The following is a 15,515-nucleotide window of genomic DNA, read 5'->3' as shown; positions in this document are numbered from 1 at the left end:
TGCACATGCAACTGGCTCACACGACGCAACCGAAAGCGCGCCGGACTTCATCCGGTGTAGCCACGGCGACGCCGAGCGTATCGAGCACTCCGGCCAGACGCCCGACCTGTTCGGCATTGTCCGCAAGCGGCTGGCCGTGCGCGGAAACGATGTTGTTCTCGAAGCCGACGCGGCAATGGCCGCCCGCCAGCGCGGCCTGCACGTTGCAGGCCAGTTCAGGCGGACCGAAGGCGCACAGCCCCCACGACCAGGCTTCGGGCAATTCCGGCAGGTAGCCGAGGATGTCGGCCGGACGGCTGACGCTGCCGCTGTAACGCCCCAGCACCAGCAACAGGAAGGGTTGCGCCTGCGGCAACCAGCCGCGCGCGTGCCAGTCACGCAGGGTTGCGAGCTCGGCGTGGTTGTAGACGATGTACTGCGGCACTGTGCCGCCCGCGTGCAGTTCTGCGAGGAAATCGCACGCAGCAGCGGCTTCCGCATCCGAACCGTCGCCACACAACTCGGTGAGGTTCAACGACATCATCTCGGGCGTGAGTTCGCGCCCGACGCGCATCATGTCCGCCGGCGCGAAAACGCCGACACGTTCGGTGGTGGGCTGGATGACCAGATCGCAGGTCTCGCGCACGGCCGCGATGGCCTCGCGGTAGAGGCCGGTATCGAGGCTGTGACGGGCGTTCGCATCGCGCACGTGCAGATGCAGGATGGCGGCACCGGCCTCGCGGCAGGCGCGCGCTTCGGCGGCGATCTCGGCGGGCGTCAGCGGGATGGCAAGGTGGTCGGCCTTGCCGCGACGCGCACCGTTGGGCGCGACGGTGATCGAGAGCGGCACGCTCATGCCCCCGCCTTCGGTAAGAGCTGTGCCACGGTGGCGTTGATGGACTGCACCAGCAACTCAACCAGCCGGCCGATCTGCGCCCGAGTAATGACGAAAGGCGGTGCGATCAGGGTGTGATCGCCACGTCTGCCGTCGAGCGTACCGCCCATCGGGTAGATCACCAGGCCCTTGCGGAAGGCGGTCTCGCGCAGCACGCGGTGGAAGGCCAGTTCGGGCTCGAAGGGTGTCTTGCTGTCGCGGTCCGCAACGAATTCGATGCCGACGAACAGGCCACGACCACGGATGTCACCGACGTTGGGGTGCTCACCCAGCGCCTCGCGCAGACGCTCCAGCAGTTCGTCGCCAAGACGGCGGCTGCGATCGATCAGCTTGTGCTCGTCGATGTACTTGATCACCGCCACGCCGGCCGCGGCCGCCAGCGGGTGCCCCATGTAGGTATGGCCGTGCTGGAAGATGTGACGTCGGCTGCTGAAGGTGTCGACGATGCGGTCGTGCACGAGCGTCGCGCCGATCGGCACGAAGCCCGCGGCCAGACCCTTTGCGAGGCACAGCATGTCCGGTACTACACCGAACTGACGGATCGCATACCACGAGCCGCAACGGCCCAGGCCGGTCATGACCTCGTCGGCGATGAACAGCACGTCGTACTTGTCGCAGATCTCGCGCACACGACGGAAGTAGTCCGGATGCGGTACCACCGCGCCCGCCGTGGCGCCGACCACGGGTTCGGCGATGAAGGCCGCGACCTTCTCGGGACCGGCTTCGAGGATGGCGCGCTCCAGATCCTCGGCGCACTCGATGGCACACGAATCGGGCTCCTTGCCGAACGGACAGCGGTAGCAGAAACAGGGCGCGACGCGCGGTGCCTTGAACAGCATCGGTTCGTAGATCGCCCGTCTCCAGCGGTTGCCGCCGGCCGCCAGCGCGCCCAGGGTGTTGCCGTGGTAGCTCTGGTCGCGGCCGATCACCATCCACTTGTCAGGACGGCCCATCTGCACCCAGTAGGCGCGCGCGAGCTTCATCGCCGATTCGACTGCTTCCGAGCCGCCGGAGACGAAATACGCGTGGTTGAGCCCGCCCGGCGCGCGGTCGGTGAGCATCTTGGCAAGCTCTTCCTGCGCAGGGTTGGTGAACTGGCTGGTGTGGGCAAATTCGACGTGGTCGAGCTGCGCCTTCATGGCCGCGACGACTTCCGGCACGGAATGACCGAGCGAGGACACCACCGCCCCGCCACAGGCGTCGAGATAGCGTTTGCCATGCTCGTCGAAGAGGTAAGCGCCGTCGCCGCGCACCACCGTCGGGTAGTAGCTGAACGGGTTGCGGTAGAAGACGTGGGTGTCGTCATTCACCTCCGGCTCGAAGGAAGCGCTCTTGCGTCTGCGTTGTGCCGGTTCAACCATGATCAGTCCGTCCGTGTATCGAGTCCCGCCTCGGCCATTTCGGCCGCCCTGAGCATGGCGCGCGCCTTGCTCTGCGTTTCCTGCCATTCGGCATCGGGGTCGGAATCGGCAACGATGCCGGCTCCCGCCTGTACGTGGATGTTGCCGTCCTTGACCACTGCGGTACGGATGGCAATGGCGATATCCATCTCGCCATGAAAGCCCAGATAGCCGACCGACCCGGAATAGATGCCGCGTTTGACCGGCTCCATCTCGTCGATGATCTCCATCGCGCGCACCTTGGGTGCGCCGGACACCGTACCGGCCGGGAAGGTTGCGCGCAGCACGGCCATCGCATCCAGCCCCGCTTTCAGACGACCTTCGACGTTGGAGACGATGTGCATCACGTGCGAATAGCGCTCGATGGTGAAGCTTTCGGTGACCTTGACCGTGCCGATCTCGGCCACGCGGCCGGCGTCGTTGCGGCCCAGGTCCAACAGTTGCAGGTGCTCGGCGAGCTCCTTCTGGTCGGACAGCAGTTCGCGCTCCAGCGCCAGATCCTGCTCGGGCGTGGCTCCACGCTTGCGTGTGCCGGCGATGGGACGGACGGTGACGCGACGATCTCCCGTTTCGTCATCGAGCCGCACGAGGATCTCGGGCGAGGCGCCGACGACATGGAAGTCACCGAAGTCGAAATAGAACATGTAGGGCGACGGATTGAGCGAGCGGATCGCGCGGTACAGCGCCAGCGGACTGGCGGCAAAGGGCTTGCTCATGCGCTGCGACAGCACGACCTGCATGATGTCGCCATCAACGATGTACTGCTTGGCTCGGCGCACGGCGTCCTTGAAGCCCTCCTCGCCGAAGCTCGACACCGCCGGCGCGGATTCGCCCCGCGCGTCGGCCGGAATCGCCACCGGCTCACGCAGTTGCGTGATGAGTTGCCCCAGGCGGGCCTGCGCGGCCGCATAGGCCCCTTGCACCGTGGGATCGGCGTACACAACCAGCGTCAGCTTGCCGGAGAGGTTGTCGACGATGGCGATTTCCTCGGACAGCAGCAGCACGATGTCCGGCGTACCGAGCGCATCCGGCGCACGGCACGGGCCCAGACGCGGCTCGATGTAGCGCACCGTGTCGTAGCCGAAACAGCCCACCAGGCCGCCGGCGAATCGCGGCAGGCCGTCACGCGGGGGCACGCGGATGGCGGACATGAAGTCGGTGATGAAGGCCAGCGGATCGCGGCTTTCCAAGGCCTCGACGACGGTTTCGCCATCGATGACCTTGACGGCGTTCTCGCGCACCTCGATGCGCGTGTTGGCGGCCAGGCCGATGATGGAGTAGCGCCCGAAACGCTCGCCACCCTGCACGGATTCGAGCAGGTAGGTACGCGGCGCGTTGGCCAGTTTCAGATAGATCGACAGCGGCGTGTCGAGGTCGGCGAAGGTCTCGAGCGTGACCGGGATACGGTTGTAACCCTCGGTGGCGAGACGGTTGAATTCCTGCTCAAGCATGGGGACTCCACAAGCACGTTGGTACGGGTACGGGGTGGCGGGCGCAGGCCCGCAGAAGACGCGTCAGTTCAGTGGCCGGCAGGCCAGCGCCAGCACCACCGGCTGCCGTTGCCGGTCGCGCGGAGCACGTCATTCCCGTAGAGATCCCGTTGGCTGAGAGTCACGATGTACGAATCGAAGTGTGATCGGAAATCCGCCGCTATGCGCGCTGGATGCGGGCAAGTGCGTCGGATGCGCTCGATAGTAGCCCATCGCATTCGATGGTGTCCACCGGCACTCTTTCACTGTAGCCATAGGTCACAAGCAGCACCGGCAGGCCCGCCGCGCGCGCCGCTACAGCATCGTTGGCAGAGTCTCCAATCATCAGCGCACTAGACGCACCGAGCAGTGCACAGGCGTGATGCAGCATGGTCGGATCGGGCTTCTTGACCGGCAGCGTGTCGCCGCTCACCACCGCGTCAAAAAAGTGCGTGAGATCGAGCTTGCTCAGCAGCGGCAGCGTGAAGGCTTCCGCCTTGTTGGTGACGCAGGCAAGCCTCAACCCCATCGCGCGCATCTGCGTGAGCGTGTCCAGCACCGTCGGATACACCACGGCGTGCTGACCGTTGATGTCCGCGTAGTAGCGGCGGAACACCGCGATGGCGGACTCGATGTCGGCCTCATCGGCCTGAGCACCCTCCGTCATGCAGCGGGTGACGAGATTCGGAATGCCCTTGCCGACAAAACGACGGATCTCGGCAATGTCGCGCTGCGGCCGGCCGAGTTCGGCCAGCATGCGGTTGGCCGATAGCGCGATGTCGGGCAGTGAATCGACCAGCGTGCCATCGAGATCGAACAACACCGCCTCGACGGCGAACTTCGCAGCGCTCATGCGGCCGCGGCCAGTTCAGCGCGCAGCGAGGCAATCACGCTGTCGTAGCGGTGCGGGTCGGCAGCAGACGCCGCGCCGAACACAGCTGATCCGGCCACGAAGGTATCGGCACCCGCGCGCGCAATCTCGGCGATGTTGTCGGTCTTCACGCCGCCATCCACCTCCAGCAGGATGCGTCGGCCGCTCTCGCGCTCGTAGGCATCCAGGCGAGCTCGTGTTTCGCGCAGTTTGGTGAGCGTGCCAGGAATGAACTTCTGCCCACCGAAGCCGGGGTTCACGCTCATCAACAACACGATGTCGATGCGGTCCATGACATGGTCGAGGTAGTGCAGCGGCGTGGCCGGGTTGAACACCAGACCGGCCTGGCAACCATGATCGCGGATCAGCGCGAGGCTGCGGTCGATATGATCGGATGCCTCGGGATGGAAGGTGATGACGTTGGCACCGGCCTTGGCGAAGTCCGGAATGATGCGATCCACCGGCCGCACCATCAGATGTACGTCGATTGGTGCCGTGGTATGCGGGCGAATGGCCTCACACACCAGCGGACCGATGGTGAGATTCGGCACGTAATGGTTGTCCATCACGTCGAAGTGGATCCAGTCGGCGCCGGATGCAACGACGTCGCGGACCTCTTCGCCCAGACGCGCGAAATCGGCCGAGAGGATGCTGGGGGCGATGCGGAACATCAGTGAATTCCTTGCTTCCCTTGGGAGCCGCGATTCTACCGCATCCCCCGCTCCGGCCTTAGCGGCTCAGAACTCGAGCACATCCCCACGCTGCAGCACCCTGGGCCGCAAACGCCCGGCGCCGGCCCCGATCTGCCCGACAATGCGTGCTTCGAGGCCCGGCTTGAGGTGGCTCACGTAAACCTGCGGACTGCCCTCGACGGCGTCGAGCAGCCGCCGCAACGACTGCGGACACAGATGACTGGAGTCGCGCGCGAGTTGATCCTGCTCGTCGGAAAATGCGGTTTCGACCAGAAGGTGGCTCACCGGCCCCAGTGCGTTGAGGGCGGCGACAAAACCATACTCGAAACGCGTGTCACCGCTGAACACCAATCGACCCGCCCCACTGTCCAGACTCCAGGCCAGAGCCGGCACGCTGTGAAAGGCGGGCAATGCCGTCAGGCTGCGCGTGCCGACGCGGATGCTCGCCCCAACCGCCACCTCCCGCAGCACGAGCACCGGCGCATGGCGCGGCAAGGCGGTGAAATCCGGCCACATCGTTCCATTGAAGACGTGCGTGCGCAGCGCCTCCAGCGTACCTGCGAGGCCGTGCACGATGATTGGCGAGCGCCGCAGTTCGGACACCGAATCCGCCAGCAAGGGCAGGAAGGCAACGTGGTCGAAATGCGCGTGCGTGAGAAATACGTGATCGATGCGCGCGAGCGCCTCAAGCGACAGGTCACCGACGCCGGTACCGCAGTCGAGCAGGATGTCGTCGTCGACCAGGAACGACGTCGTGCGGCGTGCATCACCGCCAATCCCGCCACTGCAACCGAGCACCTCCAGCTTCATGATCTTTCCGGCTCCTCGCCTCACGGACGGAGAGCCCTAGCCGCGAAGCTCGAACTCCATCCGAATGCCTGACAACTCGAATACTGCCTTGTCGCTCAGCTCCAGTCCTTCCTCGCCGATCACCTCACCATTCACGGCCGGACGATCCCCTTCCACGGCGACCAGGCAGAAGCCGTCAGGCTTGCGGACGATCGCAACCACCTGTCCGCCCGGACTGCCCAGCATGGTGCGCGGTTTCGAGAGCGACACTTCACGCCCGGCATGCGGGCCGCTGACGACCTTTACCACTGCCGTGCGAGGCTTCTCTGGCGGCGGCTTCGGCGGAGCCTCGCGCTCACCAAGCGGCACCACCGCAGAAGCACGCAAACTCTTGGCAGCATCCTCCTGCGACATCTGGGCGGCGATGAACTTCAAACGATACTTGCCAAGATCGATCACGTCACCGTCCGACAGCGCCTTGCGCGTGACAGGTTTGCCATTGACGTTCGTTCCGTTGGTGCTGTCGAGATCCTCGAGGAAGGAATCGCCCAGAATCGTGGTGATCCGGGCATGCTCGCCGCTGATGGCGAGATCCTCGATCTGGATCTCGTTGGTTCCCTTGCGGCCAACATTGATGCGCTCACGATCGAGCACGATCTCGCGCAGTACAAGGCCGTCCATGCTGAGGATGAGGCGCGGAACAATGATCATCGGATTCGCGCCGGGAGCGTGAAGTAATTCATGGTGGGAATTCTATCCGCATCGACGCGGGGACCGGCAATCGGGCCGTAAACAAAAAAAGCGCCGGACGATGCCGGCGCTTTCGGTACTCAACGCGGTTCGATTACAGCAGCGACTTGAGCAGCTTGCCCATGACCGACGGGTCGCGGGTGATCTTGAAGCCGGACTCTTCCATGATCGCCAGCTTGGCGTCGGCGGTGTCCTCGCCACCCGAGATCAGCGCACCGGCGTGGCCCATGCGCTTGCCTGCGGGTGCGGTAACACCGGCGATGAAGCCGACCACCGGCTTCTTCATGTTGTCCTTGCACCAGCGCGCGGCCGTAGCCTCGTCCGGGCCACCGATCTCGCCGATCATGATGACGGCATCGGTATCCGGATCGTCATTGAACATCTGCATGACGTCGATGTGCTTGAGACCGTTGATCGGATCACCACCGATATTGACCACGGTGGACTGGCCCAGACCGACGTCGGACAGCTGCGACGCGGATTCATAGGTCAGCGTGCCCGAACGCGACACGACACCGATACGGCCCTTCTTGTGGATGTGGCCCGGCATGATGCCGATCTTGATTTCCTCAGGCGTGATGACGCCCGAGCAGTTCGGTCCGATCAGCAGCGTACGCTTGCCACCGGCGGCTTCCTTCGCACGCATCTTGTTGCGCAGTTGCAGCATGTCGCGCACGGGGATGCCTTCGGTGATGCAGATCACCAGATCGAGATCGGCGTCGACCGCTTCCTCGATGGCAGCCGCAGCACCTGCCGGCGGCACGTAGATCACCGAAGCAGTCGCGCCGGTGGCGGACTTGGCGTCAGCCACGGTAGCGAAAATAGGCACATCCATCAGCGACTCACCGGCTTTCTTCGGGTTCACGCCGGCAACGAAGCAGTTCTTGCCGTTCGCGTACTCGATGCACTTCTCGGTGTGGAACTGACCGGTCTTGCCGGTCATGCCCTGGGTGATGACCTTGGTGTCCTTGTTGATGAGAATCGACATTCGGAGGCTCCCTTACTTGACCGCAGCAACGATCTTGGTGGCGGCTTCAGCCATGGTGTCGGCCGAGATGATCGGCAGGCCGGATTCAGCCAGGATCTTCTTGCCGAGTTCTTCGTTCGTGCCCTTCATGCGCACGACCAGCGGCACGCTGAGCTTGACCTCACGGGCAGCGGTGACGACGCCGTTGGCGATGGTGTCGCAACGCATGATGCCGCCGAAGATGTTCACCAGGATGCCCTTGACCTTGGGGTTCTTGAGCATGATCGTGAAAGCCGCAGTGACCTTCTCGGTGGTCGCGCCACCGCCGACGTCCAGGAAGTTGGCCGGCTCACCGCCGAACAGCTTGATGGTGTCCATGGTGGCCATGGCCAGACCGGCGCCGTTGACCATGCAGCCGATGTCGCCATCGAGACTGATGTAGGCCAGGTCGTACTTGGAAGCCTCGATTTCCTGCTCGTCTTCCTCGTCCGTGTCGCGGTAGGCCACGATGTCTTCGTGACGGAACAGCGCGTTGGAGTCGAAATCGAACTTGGCGTCGAGTGCCTTGACCGTACCGTTGCCCTCGCGGATCAGCGGGTTGATCTCGGCCAGCGAAGCATCGGTGTCCATGTAGCAGGTGTACAGCTTCTTGAACGCGTCGATGGCGTTGGCACGAGCTTCCGCCGGCATGCCGATGCCGTCGGCGAGTTCGCCGGCTTGCGCGTCAGTCAGGCCCTGCAGCGGATCAACGAAGACCTTGATGATCTTTTCCGGGGTCTTCTCGGCCACTTCCTCGATGTCCATGCCGCCCTCGGACGAGGCCATCAGGACAACCTTCTGCGTAGCACGGTCGGTCAGCGCTGCAACGTAGTATTCGTGCTGGATGTCGGCGCCTTCCTCGACCATCAGACGACGGACCTTCTGGCCTTCGGGGCCGGTCTGGTGCGTGACGAGCTGCATGCCGAGAATGGAATCCGCGTGGCTCCGCACTTCGTCGAGCGACTTGGCGAGTTTGACGCCGCCGCCCTTGCCGCGGCCACCGGCGTGAATCTGCGCCTTGACGACCCAGATCTTGCCGCCGAGCTGCTCGGCCGCTTTCACGGCTTCATCGACGGAGAAACACGGAACGCCCTTCGGCGTGACGATACCGAACTTCCTCAGAACTTCTTTTGCCTGGTACTCATGAATTTTCATGGTTGCCCTTCGATCGAAGTTGCGGCCTCTGCCGGGCCGCGAACAGTTGATGGGACGATTCAAATTTTTGAATGTTTGGCGGACGATGTCTGTCTGGTGCTGACACCCTCCAGGGGATTCGCCTGATGGGCCAACCCGATCTCGCGCATGCCCCCCGGTCGGGGACACTGATGCCAAGAACCGCGCAGTATAACTTGTTGTTGCCTTGTGGAAATCCCGTATACGACTTTGCGCGGTGCACCATCGTGCGGATGCCTCCTCACACCGGATTGTCGATATCCAGGAAGTCTGCCCTGAGCCCCAACGCGCGCTGCAGATGTTCACCCAATGCACGGATGCCGTAGCGCTCGGTCGCGTGATGACCGGCGGCAATGTAAGGCACGCCGGATTCACGCGCGAGATGTACGGTCTGCTCGGAAATCTCGCCGGACACGAAGACATCCGCCCCCGCGGCAATGGCCTGTTCGAAATAGCCCTGTGCGGCACCAGTGCACCACGCCACACGCTGAACCGCGCGCGCGCCGTCGCCGACCAACTGCGCTTCTCGCCCCAATGCCACAGCCAGGCCAGCAGCCACGTCGGCGGCGGTGCCTTGACCCGCCGGCGCACCGGTCCAGCCCAGCTGCTGTTCTCCGAAACGCACGGTACCAGGCGTCCAGCCGGCAACCGCAGCCAGCTGCGCGTTGTTGCCCAGCTCGGCATGGGCATCCAGTGGCAAGTGATACGCAAACAGGCTGATGTCGTTGCGCAGCAGGCTTGCCAGACGCTGCTTGCGGATGCCGGTCACGCGACCGTCCTCCCCACGCCAGAAATAACCGTGGTGCACGAAGACTGCGTCGTATCCACCAGCCACTGCCGCATCAAGCAAGGCCTGACTGGCGGTCACGCCGCACAGCACGGAAGCCACTTCCGGGCGTCCTTCCACTTGCAATCCGTTTGGGCAATAATCCTTGAAGCTCGACGCGTCGAGCAGACCATCCACATATTCCCGCAGTTCGTTCAGTCGCATTCTTCCTCCGCAGCACGGCACCTCCAAGGATGATACCGGAGGGCCGCAGGTGGCAGCGACTGGCACCTGCGCCCACTGCGGACTCGCTGCATGCATCGTCTCTGGTTGATCTTCGCTCAGGCTGTCACCGTGGCCGTGGCGGCTCTGTTCGTGCTCAGCACGCTCAGGCCGGACTGGCTGGCACCGGTATCCGCACACGCAACCGTCGTAACCGTGCGTGAGGCGCTTTACGGCCCGCAGGCCCAGAGCGCGGATCTGGCCACGGCTTCCTACTCCGATGCGGCAGCCCGCTCGATGCCCGCTGTCGTGCACGTGTTCACACGCAGCGCAGTGCAAACGCAGCGCCATCCGCTGCTGGACGATCCGCTGTTCCAGCGATTCTTCGGAGCACCTCCGGACATGGCGCCGCGCGAGGAGTCCTCCGGACTGGGCTCGGGCGTCATCGTCAGCTCCGACGGGTTCATCCTGACCAACAACCACGTCATCGAGGCCGCCGACCAGATCGAGGTCGCATTGAATGACGGGCGGAAGTTTCCGGCGGAAATCGTCGGCCGGGACCCCGAGTCAGACCTGGCCGTGCTACGCATCCAGGGTGCGGGCGAGCTGCAGCCGATCAGTTTTGCACCCAATGAAGCCATGCGTGTCGGCGACACCGTGCTGGCCATCGGCAACCCCTTCGGCGTGGGCCAGACCGTGACGATGGGCATCGTCTCGGGCCTGGGCCGCTCGACGCTGGGCATCAACACCTTCGAGAACTACATCCAGACGGATGCGGCGATCAATCCGGGCAACTCCGGCGGCGCACTGGTCGACAGCCAGGGCCGCCTGATCGGCATCAACACTGCGATCTACTCCAACTCGGGCGGCTCACTCGGCATCGGCTTTGCGATTCCGGCATCGCTCGCGCTCGACGTGTTCCGCCAGATCGTCGCCGACGGGCAGGTTACGCGCGGCTGGATCGGCGTCGAGATTCAGGAAATGAGTGCCGAGCTGGCCGCATCCTTTGGCCTGCCCACGACCGAAGGAGCGCTGATTGCGGGGATTCTGCGCGGCGGCCCGGCCGAACGCGGGGGACTGCTGCCGGGCGATGTGCTGATGCAGGTAGAAGGCAAACCCATCCGGACCGCGCGCGAAGTGCTGGACACCGTTTCGGCCATGCGCCCGGGGCAGCACGTGCAGGTCAACCTGTGGCGGGAACGCAAAGAGGTGGAACTGGGCATCGAAATCGGACGACGCCCCACGCCGCAGCAGAACGTGCGGCGCTGAAGACGCCGCACGCTCAGGTCACTTGCGTTCGGATTGCTCGATGCTGTCGAGTTCGCGGTCGAGGTCCGCTTCGCCCGGGGCAACGTAGCCGGCATCCGCTTCACCCGCCTCTTCGCGCTTGGGCTTGGCCATCATTCGCACCATCAGGATGCCGACCTCGTACAGCGTGATCATCGGCACCGCCAACATGAACTGCGAGATGACGTCGGGCGGCGTGATGATGGCCGCAATCACAAAGGCCCCGACGATCACGTAAGGACGGGCCTCACGTAACTTCTGCACGTCCACCACCCCGACCTTGGCCAGCAGGATCACCGCCACCGGCACCTCGAAGGTCAGGCCGAAGGCGATGAACAGCGTCATCACGAACGACAGGTATTGCTCGATATCCGGCGCCACCATGATGCTCTTGGGTGCGAACTCGTAAATGAACTTGAAGACGGTCTGGAATACGAAGAAGTAGCAGAACGCCATACCCGCAATGAACAGCAGCGTGGTACCGACGACCAGCGGCAGACCAACGCGCTTTTCGTGCGAATACAGCCCCGGCGCAATGAAGGCCCAGGCCTGATGCAGCACATAAGGCAGCGCCACCAGAAACGCCGCCAGCAGGGTGACTTTGATCGGCACGAAGAACGGCGTGACCACACCGGTGGCGATCATGTTCGTGCCTTCGGGAAGCGTGTTCATCATCGGCAAGGCGAGGATGTCGTAGATGTCGCTGGCCCACGGCATCATCGCCAGGAAGATGACGAGCATGGCGATCACGGCGCGCAACAGCCGGTCGCGCAGCTCGATCAGGTGCGAGATGAAGGTTTCTTCCACGGTGCTCAGGACCCCGATTCGGTCGGGCGCTTCGAGTCGGCCCGGGTGTTTTCACCCAGACCGAGTTCCAGCTGTGATTCACTCTCCGCGCGTACAGGCGCGGCTTCGGGGATCTGCACTTGCGCGTCGCTCACCGGCGCAAGTGAAGGCGGGTCCATCGGCGGTGATCCGGGTTCGACCGGATCGACGCTGCGTTCGATGTCGCTTGCGGTCTCGCGCACGCTCGATTCAATGCCGTCGGCCTGCTTGCGCACCGTCGTTTCGAGTTCCTGCGCCTGTTCCTTGACCTGTTGCTGCAGCTTCTTCAGTTCGTCGAGCTGCATCTCGCGCGAGACATCGGACTTCACCTCCGCTACGTAGCGCTGCAGCCGCCCGAGCAGATGGCCCGCAGTACGCGCGACCTTGGGAAGACGTTGCGGGCCGACCACGATGAGGGCCACGACCGCAACAAGGACCATCTCGGAAAAACCGAAGTCGAACATGGGCTGGAATCCGCGAAACCGATGAGTGCTACGGGCGCGCAGCGCACCGCGCAAACGCGCGATGCACTACATGCGGACGCTCAGGAATTGACCTTGTCGGACTTTTCCTTGACTTCGGCGTCGAGCGTATCGACGTCGGCGATGCGGTTCTGCTTGCTGTCGTCTGCCGAGGCTTCGGACTCCTTCATGCCGTCCTTGAAGCCCTTCACGGCACCGCCGAGATCGGAGCCGACATTACGCAGTTTCTTGGTGCCGAAAACCAGCAGCACAATGACCAGAACGACCAACCAGTGCCAGATGCTGAAAGAACCCATTACGCTCTCCTTAATGCTTCAACATGGCCGGCAAAACGTCCGGACCACCAAGTACATGGACGTGGAGATGATACACCTCCTGCCTGCCGACCTTTCCCGCGTTGATGATGGTGCGGAAGCCGTCGTTCAATCCCTGCTCACGGGCGAGTTGCGCCGCGACAGTCATGATCTTTCCCATTAGCGCCGCATGCTCTGCCTGCACGTCGAGCATGGTCGGGATGTGGAGTTTCGGAATCACGAGAAAATGCACCGGCGCAGCCGGATTGATATCGTGAAACGCGATGCAGTCGTCGTCCTCATACAGCTTCTTTGCCGGGATCTGCCCCGCGACGATCTTGCAGAAAATGCAGTCACTCACGCTGTCGTCCTCATGCCTTGTTGCGGGAATTCTTTTCGTCGATACCCGAAATGCCCTCACGGCGCCGGAACTCGGCAACGACATCATCCACGCTGAGCCCGTGATATGTCAGCAACACCAGCGAATGAAACCACAGATCGGCGACCTCGTGCACAAGATGCAGCCGGTCGCCATCTTTCGCAGCCATGATGGTCTCGGCGCCCTCCTCCGCAACCTTCTTGCAGATCGCATCATTCCCTTTGGCGTACAGGCTGGACACATAGGAAGCGTCGGGACTGACGTTCTTGCGCGCCTGAAGCGTCTCCGAGACGCGGCGCAACACTTCGAGGTCGATCATTTGTAGATGTCCTTCGGTGACTTGATCACCGGCTCCACGGCTTCCCAACGGCCGTCGCCCATGCGGCGCTGGAAGAAGCAGCTGTGACGACCGGTATGGCAGGCGATACCGCCGGCCTGTTCGACCTTGAGCAGCACCACATCGTTGTCACAGTCGATGCGCATGTCGAGCACGCGCTGCGTATGACCGGATTCCTCACCCTTGTGCCACAGCTTGTTGCGCGAACGCGACCAATACACTGCCTCACCCAGCTCGGCCGTACGCGCCAGCGCCTCACGGTTCATCCACGCGAACATCAGCACGTCGCCCGATGACGCTTCCTGCGCAATCACCGGCACCAGACCATTCTCGTCCCACTGCACTTCGTCGAGCCAGGCTTCGCTCACAGTCTCACCTCGATGCCACGCGCACGCATCAACTCCTTGGCCTCGCGCACCGTATGCTGTCCGAAATGGAAGATGCTTGCCGCCAGCACTGCATCTGCGTGGCCGATCGACACGCCATCGGCGAGGTGATCGAGATTGCCCACGCCACCACTGGCAATCACCGGTACCGACACCGCGTCGGACACCGCGCGGGTCAGTTCCAGATCAAAACCGGACTTGGTGCCGTCGCGGTCCATGCTGGTCAGCAGGATCTCGCCGGCGCCCAGCGCAACCACCTGCCTGGCCCATTCGACCGCGTCCAGCCCGGTATCCTTGCGCCCGCCGTGGGTAAACACGTTCCACCGCCCCGGCGCGACCGCCTTGGCATCGATGGCGACGACGATGCACTGGCTGCCGACCTTGCCCGATGCCTCCGCCACGAGTTGCGGGTTGGTCACCGCCGCGGTGTTCATGCTGACCTTGTCGGCCCCGGCGTTGAGCAGGCGACGCACATCATCAACGCTGCGAACCCCGCCACCGACGGTCAAGGGAATGAAGACCTCGTTTGCGACCTCTTCGACCACATGCAGGATGATGTCGCGCGCATCGGAACTTGCGGTGATGTCCAGAAAGGTCAGCTCGTCCGCACCCTGCTCATCGTAGCGCCGTGCGATCTCGATGGGATCGCCCGCGTCGCGTAATTCGACGAAGTTCACGCCTTTGACCACGCGCCCCGCATTGACGTCCAGACAGGGAATGATGCGCTTGGCCAGCATCAGTCGCCGGCGCCGTTGAGCTCGTCGGCGCGTGCCTGCGCAGCGGCGAAATCCAGCGTACCTTCGTAGATCGCGCGGCCGGTGATGGCGCCCATCACGCCCTCTTCCTCAACCGCACACAGCCGGTCGATGTCGGACAGGTCGGTAATGCCGCCGCTGGCGATGACCGGAATGCGCAGCGCCTGCGCCAGACGCACGGTGGCTTCGATGTTGACGCCGGAGAGCATGCCGTCGCGGCCGATGTCGGTGTAGATCACACCTTCGACACCGTAGTCCTCGTATTTCTTGGCCAGATCGACGACATCGTGGCCGGTGATCTTGGACCAGCCATCGGTCGCGACCTTGCCGTCCTTGGCGTCCAAGCCGACGATCACGTGACCGGGGAAAGCCGTGCAGGCATCGTGCAGGAAACCCGGATTCTTCACCGCCGCAGTACCGATGATGACGTAGCGGATACCGCTGTCGAGATAGGCCTCGATGATGTCCAGATCACGGATGCCGCCACCGAGCTGCACCGGCAGGTCCTCGCCGACTTCGTCGACGATGGCGCGGATGGCAGCCCCGTTCTTCGGTTTGCCGGCGAAGGCTCCGTTGAGGTCTACAAGGTGCAGACGCCGCGCCCCCAGATCAACCCAGTGGCGCGCCATGGCGGCCGGATCTTCGGAGAACACGGTAGCGTCGTCCATTTCTCCCTGCTTGAGGCGCACACAGTGGCCGTCCTTGAGGTCGATGGCGGGGATCAGCAGCATTTGGAAATCTTGATTCGATAAGTGATTC

At 63.5% G+C, this 15,515-nt stretch carries 19 protein-coding genes; 1 reads left to right on the top strand and 18 read right to left on the bottom strand.

What is annotated here, in order from left to right; genetic code table 11:
* Positions 1-16: 16 nt before the first annotated feature.
* From AC6H0R_RS11095 to AC6H0R_RS11050, 10 genes are all read right to left on the bottom strand, one after another.
* The gene (locus AC6H0R_RS11095; RefSeq protein WP_497581432.1) at positions 17-835 is read right to left on the bottom strand and encodes a beta-keto acid cleavage family enzyme; all 819 of its coding nucleotides are present in this window, start codon (positions 833-835) and stop codon (positions 17-19) included.
* Positions 832-2,235, bottom strand: coding sequence for an aspartate aminotransferase family protein (locus AC6H0R_RS11090; RefSeq protein WP_497581431.1), 1,404 nt, complete (start codon positions 2,233-2,235; stop codon positions 832-834). The genes AC6H0R_RS11095 and AC6H0R_RS11090 overlap by 4 nt, the downstream gene beginning before the upstream one ends.
* A 2-nt stretch (positions 2,236-2,237) precedes the next feature.
* A complete protein-coding gene (gene trpE, locus AC6H0R_RS11085; protein WP_497581430.1) occupies positions 2,238-3,725 on the bottom strand; it encodes an anthranilate synthase component I in 1,488 nt (495 codons plus the stop codon).
* Between the two features lie 199 nt (positions 3,726-3,924).
* Complete coding sequence (locus tag AC6H0R_RS11080) at positions 3,925-4,596, bottom strand: phosphoglycolate phosphatase (RefSeq protein ID WP_497581429.1); 672 nt, start codon at positions 4,594-4,596, stop codon at positions 3,925-3,927.
* Positions 4,593-5,285, bottom strand: a complete 693-nt coding sequence (gene rpe, locus AC6H0R_RS11075) for a ribulose-phosphate 3-epimerase (protein ID WP_497581428.1) — start codon at positions 5,283-5,285, stop codon at positions 4,593-4,595. Before rpe ends, AC6H0R_RS11080 begins: the two co-directional genes overlap by 4 nt.
* 66 nt (positions 5,286-5,351) lie before the next feature.
* On the bottom strand, positions 5,352-6,116 hold the full coding sequence (locus AC6H0R_RS11070) for a 3',5'-cyclic-nucleotide phosphodiesterase (RefSeq protein ID WP_497581427.1): 765 nt from the start codon (positions 6,114-6,116) through the stop codon (positions 5,352-5,354).
* Positions 6,117-6,152: 36 nt separating this feature from the next.
* The gene (locus AC6H0R_RS11065; RefSeq protein WP_497581426.1) at positions 6,153-6,806 is read right to left on the bottom strand and encodes an FHA domain-containing protein; all 654 of its coding nucleotides are present in this window, start codon (positions 6,804-6,806) and stop codon (positions 6,153-6,155) included.
* Between the two features lie 133 nt (positions 6,807-6,939).
* Positions 6,940-7,833 carry a succinate--CoA ligase subunit alpha gene (sucD, locus tag AC6H0R_RS11060; RefSeq protein WP_497581425.1) on the bottom strand — a complete coding sequence of 298 codons (894 nt, stop codon included), beginning with the start codon at positions 7,831-7,833 and terminating at the stop codon, positions 6,940-6,942.
* 12 nt (positions 7,834-7,845) lie between these two features.
* Positions 7,846-9,006 (bottom strand): ADP-forming succinate--CoA ligase subunit beta, encoded by a 1,161-nt coding sequence (sucC, locus tag AC6H0R_RS11055; protein ID WP_497581424.1) that lies wholly within the window; start codon positions 9,004-9,006, stop codon positions 7,846-7,848.
* A gap of 259 nt (positions 9,007-9,265) precedes the next feature.
* The gene (locus tag AC6H0R_RS11050; protein WP_497581423.1) at positions 9,266-10,015 is read right to left on the bottom strand and encodes a Nif3-like dinuclear metal center hexameric protein; all 750 of its coding nucleotides are present in this window, start codon (positions 10,013-10,015) and stop codon (positions 9,266-9,268) included.
* Positions 10,016-10,105: 90 nt separating this feature from the next.
* On the opposite strand from AC6H0R_RS11050, the gene AC6H0R_RS11045 reads away from it, so the two are divergent.
* Positions 10,106-11,281: a Do family serine endopeptidase gene (locus AC6H0R_RS11045; RefSeq protein ID WP_497581422.1), complete on the top strand. Its 1,176-nt coding sequence runs from the start codon at positions 10,106-10,108 to the stop codon at positions 11,279-11,281.
* An 18-nt stretch (positions 11,282-11,299) separates the two neighbouring features.
* Here AC6H0R_RS11045 and tatC read toward each other — a convergent pair whose 3' ends face one another.
* From tatC to hisA, 8 genes are all read right to left on the bottom strand, one after another.
* Positions 11,300-12,115, bottom strand: a complete 816-nt coding sequence (tatC, locus tag AC6H0R_RS11040; protein ID WP_497581558.1) for a twin-arginine translocase subunit TatC — start codon at positions 12,113-12,115, stop codon at positions 11,300-11,302.
* Complete coding sequence (tatB, locus tag AC6H0R_RS11035; protein WP_497581421.1) at positions 12,112-12,588, bottom strand: Sec-independent protein translocase protein TatB; 477 nt, start codon at positions 12,586-12,588, stop codon at positions 12,112-12,114. Before tatB ends, tatC begins: the two co-directional genes overlap by 4 nt.
* 80 nt (positions 12,589-12,668) lie before the next feature.
* Entirely contained in the window at positions 12,669-12,902 is a 234-nt protein-coding gene (tatA, locus tag AC6H0R_RS11030) for a Sec-independent protein translocase subunit TatA (RefSeq protein ID WP_497573809.1), read from the bottom strand.
* Positions 12,903-12,912: 10 nt separating this feature from the next.
* Positions 12,913-13,260: a histidine triad nucleotide-binding protein gene (locus AC6H0R_RS11025; RefSeq protein WP_497581420.1), complete on the bottom strand. Its 348-nt coding sequence runs from the start codon at positions 13,258-13,260 to the stop codon at positions 12,913-12,915.
* Positions 13,261-13,270: 10 nt separating this feature from the next.
* Positions 13,271-13,597 carry a phosphoribosyl-ATP diphosphatase gene (locus tag AC6H0R_RS11020; protein ID WP_497581419.1) on the bottom strand — a complete coding sequence of 109 codons (327 nt, stop codon included), beginning with the start codon at positions 13,595-13,597 and terminating at the stop codon, positions 13,271-13,273.
* The gene (gene hisI, locus AC6H0R_RS11015) at positions 13,594-13,983 is read right to left on the bottom strand and encodes a phosphoribosyl-AMP cyclohydrolase (protein WP_497581418.1); all 390 of its coding nucleotides are present in this window, start codon (positions 13,981-13,983) and stop codon (positions 13,594-13,596) included. The genes AC6H0R_RS11020 and hisI overlap by 4 nt, the downstream gene beginning before the upstream one ends.
* Entirely contained in the window at positions 13,980-14,738 is a 759-nt protein-coding gene (gene hisF, locus AC6H0R_RS11010; RefSeq protein ID WP_497581417.1) for an imidazole glycerol phosphate synthase subunit HisF, read from the bottom strand. The genes hisI and hisF overlap by 4 nt, the downstream gene beginning before the upstream one ends.
* Positions 14,738-15,487: a 1-(5-phosphoribosyl)-5-[(5-phosphoribosylamino)methylideneamino]imidazole-4-carboxamide isomerase gene (gene hisA, locus AC6H0R_RS11005; protein ID WP_497581416.1), complete on the bottom strand. Its 750-nt coding sequence runs from the start codon at positions 15,485-15,487 to the stop codon at positions 14,738-14,740. Before hisA ends, hisF begins: the two co-directional genes overlap by 1 nt.
* Positions 15,488-15,515: the final 28 nt, after the last annotated feature.

The sequence above is a fragment of the Pseudazoarcus sp. NS36 genome (genome assembly GCF_059703705.1).
The sequence above is the reverse complement of the archived record's forward strand: the minus strand, read 5'-3'. Positions and strand labels throughout refer to the sequence as shown.

Bases quoted from the DNA above. Each gene is read 5' to 3' on its own strand.
- AC6H0R_RS11095 (WP_497581432.1), bottom strand. From the start codon at position 835: ATGAGCGTGCCGCTCTCGATCACCGTCGCGCCCAACGGTGCGCGTCGC.
- AC6H0R_RS11050 (WP_497581423.1), bottom strand. From the start codon at position 10,015: ATGCGACTGAACGAACTGCGGGAATATGTGGATGGTCTGCTCGACGCG.
- trpE (WP_497581430.1), bottom strand. From the start codon at position 3,725: ATGCTTGAGCAGGAATTCAACCGTCTCGCCACCGAGGGTTACAACCGT.
- hisA (WP_497581416.1), bottom strand. From the start codon at position 15,487: ATGCTGCTGATCCCCGCCATCGACCTCAAGGACGGCCACTGTGTGCGC.
- tatA (WP_497573809.1), bottom strand. From the start codon at position 12,902: ATGGGTTCTTTCAGCATCTGGCACTGGTTGGTCGTTCTGGTCATTGTG.
- AC6H0R_RS11090 (WP_497581431.1), bottom strand. From the start codon at position 2,235: ATGGTTGAACCGGCACAACGCAGACGCAAGAGCGCTTCCTTCGAGCCG.
- tatB (WP_497581421.1), bottom strand. From the start codon at position 12,588: ATGTTCGACTTCGGTTTTTCCGAGATGGTCCTTGTTGCGGTCGTGGCC.
- AC6H0R_RS11080 (WP_497581429.1), bottom strand. From the start codon at position 4,596: ATGAGCGCTGCGAAGTTCGCCGTCGAGGCGGTGTTGTTCGATCTCGAT.
- AC6H0R_RS11070 (WP_497581427.1), bottom strand. From the start codon at position 6,116: ATGAAGCTGGAGGTGCTCGGTTGCAGTGGCGGGATTGGCGGTGATGCA.
- AC6H0R_RS11065 (WP_497581426.1), bottom strand. From the start codon at position 6,806: ATGATCATTGTTCCGCGCCTCATCCTCAGCATGGACGGCCTTGTACTG.
- rpe (WP_497581428.1), bottom strand. From the start codon at position 5,285: ATGTTCCGCATCGCCCCCAGCATCCTCTCGGCCGATTTCGCGCGTCTG.
- hisF (WP_497581417.1), bottom strand. From the start codon at position 14,738: ATGCTGGCCAAGCGCATCATTCCCTGTCTGGACGTCAATGCGGGGCGC.
- sucD (WP_497581425.1), bottom strand. From the start codon at position 7,833: ATGTCGATTCTCATCAACAAGGACACCAAGGTCATCACCCAGGGCATG.
- AC6H0R_RS11020 (WP_497581419.1), bottom strand. From the start codon at position 13,597: ATGATCGACCTCGAAGTGTTGCGCCGCGTCTCGGAGACGCTTCAGGCG.
- AC6H0R_RS11045 (WP_497581422.1), top strand. From the start codon at position 10,106: ATGCATCGTCTCTGGTTGATCTTCGCTCAGGCTGTCACCGTGGCCGTG.
- sucC (WP_497581424.1), bottom strand. From the start codon at position 9,006: ATGAAAATTCATGAGTACCAGGCAAAAGAAGTTCTGAGGAAGTTCGGT.